7 protein-coding genes are annotated in these 7,453 nt (G+C 57.0%); all 7 read right to left on the bottom strand.

Going from position 1 to position 7,453, the window contains the following annotated elements; all coding sequences use genetic code 11:
- Window positions 1-150: 150 nt before the first annotated feature.
- Window positions 151-600 (bottom strand): MarR family transcriptional regulator, encoded by a 450-nt coding sequence (locus JW953_11545; protein MBN1993324.1) that lies wholly within the window; start codon window positions 598-600, stop codon window positions 151-153.
- Window positions 601-804: 204 nt separating this feature from the next.
- Window positions 805-1,596, bottom strand: a complete 792-nt coding sequence (locus JW953_11550) for an ABC-2 family transporter protein (GenBank protein ID MBN1993325.1) — start codon at window positions 1,594-1,596, stop codon at window positions 805-807.
- A 2-nt stretch (window positions 1,597-1,598) separates the two neighbouring features.
- A complete protein-coding gene (locus JW953_11555; protein ID MBN1993326.1) occupies window positions 1,599-2,390 on the bottom strand; it encodes an ABC-2 family transporter protein in 792 nt (263 codons plus the stop codon).
- Window positions 2,391-2,451: 61 nt separating this feature from the next.
- Entirely contained in the window at window positions 2,452-3,462 is a 1,011-nt protein-coding gene (locus JW953_11560) for an ATP-binding cassette domain-containing protein (GenBank protein ID MBN1993327.1), read from the bottom strand.
- Window positions 3,455-6,016, bottom strand: a complete 2,562-nt coding sequence (uvrA, locus tag JW953_11565) for an excinuclease ABC subunit UvrA (GenBank protein MBN1993328.1) — start codon at window positions 6,014-6,016, stop codon at window positions 3,455-3,457. Before uvrA ends, JW953_11560 begins: the two co-directional genes overlap by 8 nt.
- Before the next feature lie 273 nt (window positions 6,017-6,289).
- Window positions 6,290-7,042 carry a MerR family transcriptional regulator gene (locus JW953_11570; protein ID MBN1993329.1) on the bottom strand — a complete coding sequence of 251 codons (753 nt, stop codon included), beginning with the start codon at window positions 7,040-7,042 and terminating at the stop codon, window positions 6,290-6,292.
- Window positions 7,043-7,152: 110 nt separating this feature from the next.
- Window positions 7,153-7,389: a hypothetical protein gene (locus JW953_11575; GenBank protein ID MBN1993330.1), complete on the bottom strand. Its 237-nt coding sequence runs from the start codon at window positions 7,387-7,389 to the stop codon at window positions 7,153-7,155.
- Between the last annotated feature and the right edge of the window lie 64 nt (window positions 7,390-7,453).

Below are 7,453 nucleotides of genomic sequence, written 5' to 3' on the forward strand. Positions count from 1 at the left end.
AATGCCCACGTCAATGATGCGCTGCATGAGCCGGGGCTGCATCAGGTCCATGGCCACTTCCACCACCATCAACAGCGGCGCGATAATAGTTGCTTTCCAATAGGGTCGTAGAAATCCGGCCAGTTTTTGTAAAGAATTCATCTAACTTCCTTATGATTTTTCTTGATTCACTTGCCGTAAATTGTCACGAACCCGCTCAAAGAATTGCCGCAGCATGCCCAACTCCTCTTCATTAAGCCCGGCAAAGGTTTCGGCTTCCAGGGTCCGCCAGATGCGCTGCACATCGGCCTGGATATCCCGGCCCGCTTCAGTCAAATAAACCCGCGAGAGCCGTTCGTCGCCGGGGTCGGGCCGGCGGGCCACAAAGCCGGCGCGCTCCATGCGCTGGATCATTTTGGTGATGGTGGCCGGTTGCACGTTTAATTGCGCGGCCAACTCGGAATGGGTGCGCCCCTCCTGTTCCCACAACATCCGCAACACCGGTGGCTGGCCCCGATACAGGCCAATTTCTTCCAGCAAAATATGAGCGCGGGCAAAATGGAGTTTGCAGACCTGGGCCAACAAAAAGTCAATGGACTCTGATTTTGTTGCTGAAGACATTAATTCCTCCAACTATTATTAGCCAGCAAATATTTAGCCGACTAATATTATGCCAGCTTATTATATTCTGGATGGTGTGGATGTCAAATTTGTAACCAAAAATCAAAAAAGAGGATAAATTCTTTAAGAGGGTGTTTTAAAGGGGTAAGCATGCGGCAACCTCAGTTCGGAAAGCGGTCCGGTAGACTTTGAATCTGCCAATACCTAACTTGATACACTGGCGTACTGCCGCAGCCCCACGCGAAACAACGCCGACGCACCCGCTAAAAACGCCAGGGCCAGGGCCAAACTCGCCGCCAACATTCCCGGCGACAATGCGCCGGTGAGCGCCTGGGCCGGCGCCGTGGTCATGATGCCCACGGGCACCACCCAGGTTAGGACCAGCCGCAGCCAGCCGGGGTACAGGTCTACCGGATAGCGGGCCAGTTGAAACAGACCGTTGAACACCCAGGTAAAGAAAAAACCGGGATGCCAAAACACCAGGGCCGTAAACGCCAGCAAAATGGCGTATAACACCAGCACCCCGGCGCTTAACATCAGCAAAAATGTGACCAGGTGGGTCAAGGACACGGTTTGTCCCAGCCGGATCAGGGCAACCGCCAACACAACCAGGCCCAGGGCCAGGTCAAGCAAGGCCAGGGGCCGCCAGTAGCGAAAACTGGCTAAAAACTGCGCGTCTACCGGCCGCAGCAGCGTAAAATCAAACTGGCCGTTGTGAATCTCGCCTTCCATCCCGGCCAGGGCGTCCAGGCTGGGGGCGATGAATAAGGCTTGCAGCGCGCCCACCACCAGGTAAACGCCCAACAAGGTGAGGGTTTGGGCCATATCCCAGCCGCGCACCGAGTCAACCTGGCCAAACAACACCACCACGCCCAATACGCCCGTACCCAAATTAAGCAGTGAATGTAGCAGGCTCAACCAAAAATTGACCCGGTAGGCCAGCTCACCCAGGGCCGAGGCCCGCATAAATTGGCCGATCAAACGGATGTAACGCATGCTCAACCTCCCACCGCTTTGTAATGTTTTAGGCCCAGCCGCCATAAAACAGCAAACAAAATCAGCGCGGCCAGCAGCCAGCCGGTTTGCCAGGCAAAGCCTAGCCATAAGTTCGCGCCTTGAAGCTGGCCGGTGAGCACTTCTACCGGAAAGCCGACCATGTAACGGAACGGCAAGATCACTGCCGCGGCCTGCATGAGGCCGGGCAAAAGTAGGATAGGCGCGACCTGGCCGCCCAACAAAAAGACTAAAGAATCTTGCAGGGCCAACAGACCGTCGGCGCGGGCGGCCCAAAAGGCCAACAGGGCCAGCCAATAGCCCCACAAAAAACGCAGCGCCCAGGCCAGCGCCAGGGCCGGAATAAAGGCCAGCGCATTGGGCCAGGTCAGTTCCAGCTCCGGGCGCAAAAGCAGGGCCAACAGCGCCGCCACCGGCAGCACAAAGATCATGTAAACCACCTTGCCCGCCGCCTCCGCCGAAAGGGTGTGGTAGATGGGCGATAGGGGCCGCAGCAGCAGGGTGTTGATACTGCCCACCCGAATCAGATCGCCCACGGTCCAGTTGGTTTGGGCGTAAGTCAGTTGATTGACCAGGATCAGGGCCAGGTAATAGGCCACAAACTCGCCCCGGGTCAGCCCGCCGATGGTCTGCCCGCCGGCCGCGGTAGACCAAACAAAGAGGTAAATCAAGGGGGGGATCATCCAGCCAAAGGCCAGCACAAAAAAGAAACTGCGATGTTGCAGCCACGATAACCAGGTGCTTTTAATCAAAGCCCAACCGCCGCGATGGTTCATAAGGTTTCCTCCAAGGGGAAGATGGTCAATATACTAAATGGGCAAAAGCTACTGTCTTTCATTACCTTGATAAATCGAAGGAGTTTTCCCCGCTTCTCCCGTAAATTTGATCAATCACCGCCTCAATGGGCGGGTCTTCCACGGTCAGGTCGGCCACCGGCAGGGTATTGAGCAAATGCGCGGTAAGGGTCGCGGTATCGGCGCGGGCCACGCGCAGGGTAAATTGCCCGTTGTCTTGCTCAACCAGGTCGGCTCCGGCCGGCACGTCCACGGGACCAACTTGGCCGCTGCGCAAGGCCACCCGCAGCAGTTTGAAGGGGGCCAGCCGCTCGGCCAATCCTTTTAAATTACCATCGTAAAGTAAGCGGCCATGATGGATGAGAATGACCCGCGGGCACAGCGCCACTACATCGGCCATGTAATGGCTGGTGAGCATCACGGTTGAGCCGTAGCGCCGGTTATATTCGGCCAGAAAACGCCGCAGCCGCCCCTGCATCGAAACATCCAGTCCCAGGGTCGGCTCGTCCAAAAACAAAACCCGGGGCCGGTAGAGTAACCCGGCCACCAACTCGCACTTCATGCGCTCGCCCAGCGACAGGTTGCGCACCGGCTTGGCCAGCAAATCCGGCATGTCCAGCAGGTCAACCAATTCAGCCAACGTTTGGTGGAAGTTGGCAGGCGGCACGCGGTAAATTTCGGCCAAAACGCGGAAGGTGTCCAGCGGTGGAATGTCCCACAACATCTGGCTTTTATTGCCCAACACCATGCTGATGGAACGCAGGTAACTGTTCTCCCGCCGCCAGGGGATAAATCCGGCCACCCGCGCCTGCCCGGCAGTGGGGTGCAGCAGGCCGGCCAGCATTTTGAGGGTGGTGGTTTTGCCCGCGCCGTTGGGGCCAATAAAGCCCACCATCTCGCCGGTCTCAATGGTAAAAGTGATGTCGCGCACCGCCTCCACCCGGCGATACGCGCGCCGGGCCAGGCTTTTGAGCGAGGCAATTAAGCCGGGTTCTCGTTCCGGCACCCGGTAGGTTTTACATAAATTTTGCACAACAATTTGAGGCTCAAACATTAGCAGCCACCTCCAACTCAGTCCGTAGAAACATTCCCGTGTGAGATGCCGCCGCCTGCGCCACCTCTTCCGGCGCGCCCTCGGCGATCAAGTCTCCCCCGGCGTTGCCGCCCTCCGGCCCCAAATCAATCACCCAATCCGCCGTTTTAATCACATCCAGGTTGTGCTCAATCACCACCACGCTATGGCCGGCGTCCACCAGCCGCTGCAGCACGGCCAACAGCCGGATGGTGTCAGCGGGATGGAGGCCGGTGGTCGGCTCGTCGAGCAGGTAGAGGGCATGCCCGCTGCTGCGCCGGCCCAGTTCTTTGGCCAGTTTGACCCGCTGCGCTTCGCCGCCGGAGAGAGTGGTGGCGGGCTGGCCCAGTTGCAGATAGCCCAACCCCACGTCCACCATCAAACCCAGCCGGTCGGCTGCGGCAGGCACACCGGCAAAAAGTTGGTGCGCTTCTTCAATGGTCATTTCCAGCACACGGGCAATATCGTATCCCTGATATTGCACGGCCAGGATTTCCCGCTTGAACCGCCGCCCGTGACAGGTGGGGCAGCGCACCTGCACGTCGGGCAAAAAGTGCATAGATACGGTGAGCATCCCCGCGCCCTGGCAGCGCTCGCAGCGACCCCCCGGCACATTGAACGAAAAATGCCCAGCTTTCAATTTCCGTTCCCGCGCTGCCGGGGTTTTGGCAAAAGCTTCCCGAATGGCGGAAAAAGCATCGGAGTAGGTGGCCGCGTTGGAGCGGGGCGAGCGGCCAATGGCGCTCTGGTCAATGGTGACAATTTTGTCCAGGTATTGCCAGCCTTCAATGGCCTCGTGTTCACCCGGCGTTTCACCGGCGCGGTAAAAATGCTGCCGCGCCGCCCGGTCGAGAATGTCAAAGATCAGGCTCGATTTGCCCGAACCGGACACACCGGTCACAGTGACCAACACCCCCAGCGGCAATTTGACCGTGAGGTTGCGCAAGTTGTGCGCCCGCGCTCCCCGAATGGTCAGGCAACGCCCGTTAAGCGAACGTCGTTGGGCCGGGATGGGCACTCCTGCCGCTCCAGAGAGAAACGGCCCGGTCACGGAGTGAGGCGTTTTTGCTATCACTTCGGGCGGACCGGCCACCAGCACCTGCCCGCCGTGTTGGCCTCCGCCCGGTCCCATGTCAATCACGTGGTCGGCGGCGCGGATCATGTCTAAATCGTGTTCAATCACCAGCACCGTATTGCCCAGGTCGCGCAGTTGGCGCAGCACCGTGATGAGCCGCCCGGTATCGCGGGGGTGCAGGCCAATGGTGGGTTCATCCAGCACGTACAACACGCCGGTCAGGCCCGAGCCTAACAAGGCGGCCAGCCGCAGCCGCTGGGCTTCTCCGGCAGACAAGGTGGGCGAGGCTCGTTCCATCGTCAGGTACCCTACGCCAATGTTTACCAGCCGCCGCAGCCGTTCATGCAGATCGGCCACAACCGGCTCGGCGATGATCCATTCTTTGGGCAAAACAACACGGGGCAGTTGGTCAATCCACCCGGCCAGATCCGTTAACGGCAACCGCGAAAGATCAATGATGGTCTGTCCATCAACCGTCACCTGGCGACTCTCGGCCCGCAGACGGCTTCCCTCGCAATCGGGGCAGGCCTGGCTGACCAGCATTTTTTCCATTTTTTCGCGGTAGCCAGTTTTGTGAATATTTTCGGCGTAGCGCCGTAGCAAGTTGGTGGCCACGCCTTCAAAACGACCTTTGCTCACCGTTTCCGGCGGCTCAACATCGGGAAAGTGTCGCCGGAAGCGGGGATGCGACGCGCCGTACACCAGAAAATCGCGCTGAACGGGGGTGTAATCTTTGATGGGGTGGGCCAGGTCAAAGGTAAAACCGTAGTATTTGCCGGCGGCCTCAAAAACTTGGGTGTACCATTTAATGTAATGAGCATCCCACTGCAACACGCCGCCGTCTAAAATGCTGCGCGCTTCGTCGAGCAGCAGGGCCAGGTTAGCCTGATGCACCGCGCCCAGCCCGGTGCAGGTGGGGCACGCGCCGGCAGGTTTGTTGAATGAAAAATGGGCCATACCCAGTTCGGGAACCGACGCGCCACAGTGAGGGCAGGGGATGGTTTCACCCAATTCCAGGCCGTTGTCCGGCTCACCCTCGTCAGGTTCATCGTCCCAACTTTCGCCGTTAAGGCCTTCATAAGCGGGGAAAATGTTTTTGCCACAGTGGGGGCAAGGCCGGTGGCCGATGCGGGCAAACAACACCCGCAGGTAGGTGTAAACTTCCGTGGCTGTGCCCACGGTGGAGCGGGGGCTGCGGTTGGTGAGGTGCTGGTCCACGCTGATGGAGGGCGAGAGGCCCGTAATGCTGTCCACTTTGAGTTTGGTGAGGTAGTCCGTCACCAATCCCAACGACTCCATGTATTGGCGCTGCCCTTCTTTGTGCAGCATATCAAAAGCCAGCGTGGACTTGCCGGAGCCGGAGAGTCCGGTAAAAACGATCAACTTGTTTTTGGGGATGGACAGAGAAATATTTTTGAGATTATGCAGGCGAGCACCTTTGATGGTAATTTGATCTTTCATTATTGTACCTCCATTTTGGCCGCAAATTGCGGCAGCGGCCGGGGATAGTGACCCTGGCCGCGAATTTTTGAATAGGAAATTATAGCTTTGATTGAATCTCCGTTGTAAAATAAGTGGAAACCAAAAAGGAGAAGTATCATCTACTTCTCCTGCACTTCTATTATACAACATTGGTGTATAAGTGGAGGGTTTCGAAAATTGTGAATGGTGAATGGCTAATCATTAATTGTTAATGTTTGACCTTCATTCACAATGGTCATTTACAATTCACAATTAATAATTTTTAATCATTTCATCCAACTGAGCAATGATATTCATGGCCTGCTCTTCGGCCTCGGCTAAGGTGGAAAGCCAGCGGTCGGCGGCAAAAACAATATCTTCATCAGGGCGAGGGGTATCCAAGGCTTCACGCAAGCCATCGCGCTGACCCTGGTCAAAATAAAGCATCATCCGTAGTATCGCCATGGTGCTGTACCCGGCGCTGCGTAATAAACGGATAACCCGCAGGCGGCCGATTTCGGCGGCGGCGTAAAGGCGATAGCCATTGTTTGGATCACGGGGTATCTTTATCAACCCATTGCGTTCCCAATTACGCAGCATATCGGTGGTCACGTTTAACAATTGAGCCACTACCCTGATTTGAAGCGGTTCAATCAGAACAGGCTCAACCGCGCCCTGCGCCCATCGTTCCAAAAAGTCGGCGGCGGCCTCGGCTTGAGCGCGTTCAGACCGCACCAGGGCCAGGTGCTCGTCGGCCATCACTCGCGCCCCGGCAACATCCCCCGACGCGGCCTGTTTGACCACCGCCACAATGGATTTTCTGATGCGCCGGCCATGCCAGGGACCCTCAAAAGCAAGGCGGGCCAACCGCATCTGCTCCAGATGGGCCTGGGTGAATTGCCGGTAGCCGCTGGGGGTGCGGGGAATGGGCGGCAACAGGCCCCATTCCTCGTAAAGGCGCACCGTGTTGGGATGCACTTCCACCGCTTGGGCCACCTCAGATGTGCGCAGGTAACGGACGGCCATCAAAACCTCAACCAGGGATAATAAGCCAGGCCCTAAAGTTGCGGCAACTTTAGGGCCTTCATCACTTTTAACTTATTATTGTAACATTGTTTGAAACCGCCGCCAACAACTCAAATCCTTTCGGCGGCGCTCACCCCGTAGGGCAATGGCGGCTGTTTTTGCAATCTGGTGCCTACCGTGACCAACACCTGGCCCATCTTGGCCAGAAACCATTTGGTGAAGGTGGGCTTTGAGGCCCTCATTACCGGGCGATGCCGGGCCTCTGCTTTGGCCTCTGACCCGGCGGCCAAATACAACTTTAAAACATAAAATAATAATAAACCGTCATACAAATTACCCTGATACATAACGACCTCCTTAATTTTTTGCTATCTTGGTTTAATGAGTAAAATGGAGGTTGAATCAGCATCT

This window comes from Anaerolineae bacterium, from assembly GCA_016931895.1.
In the GTDB taxonomy this organism is placed as follows: domain Bacteria; phylum Chloroflexota; class Anaerolineae; order 4572-78; family J111; genus JAFGNV01.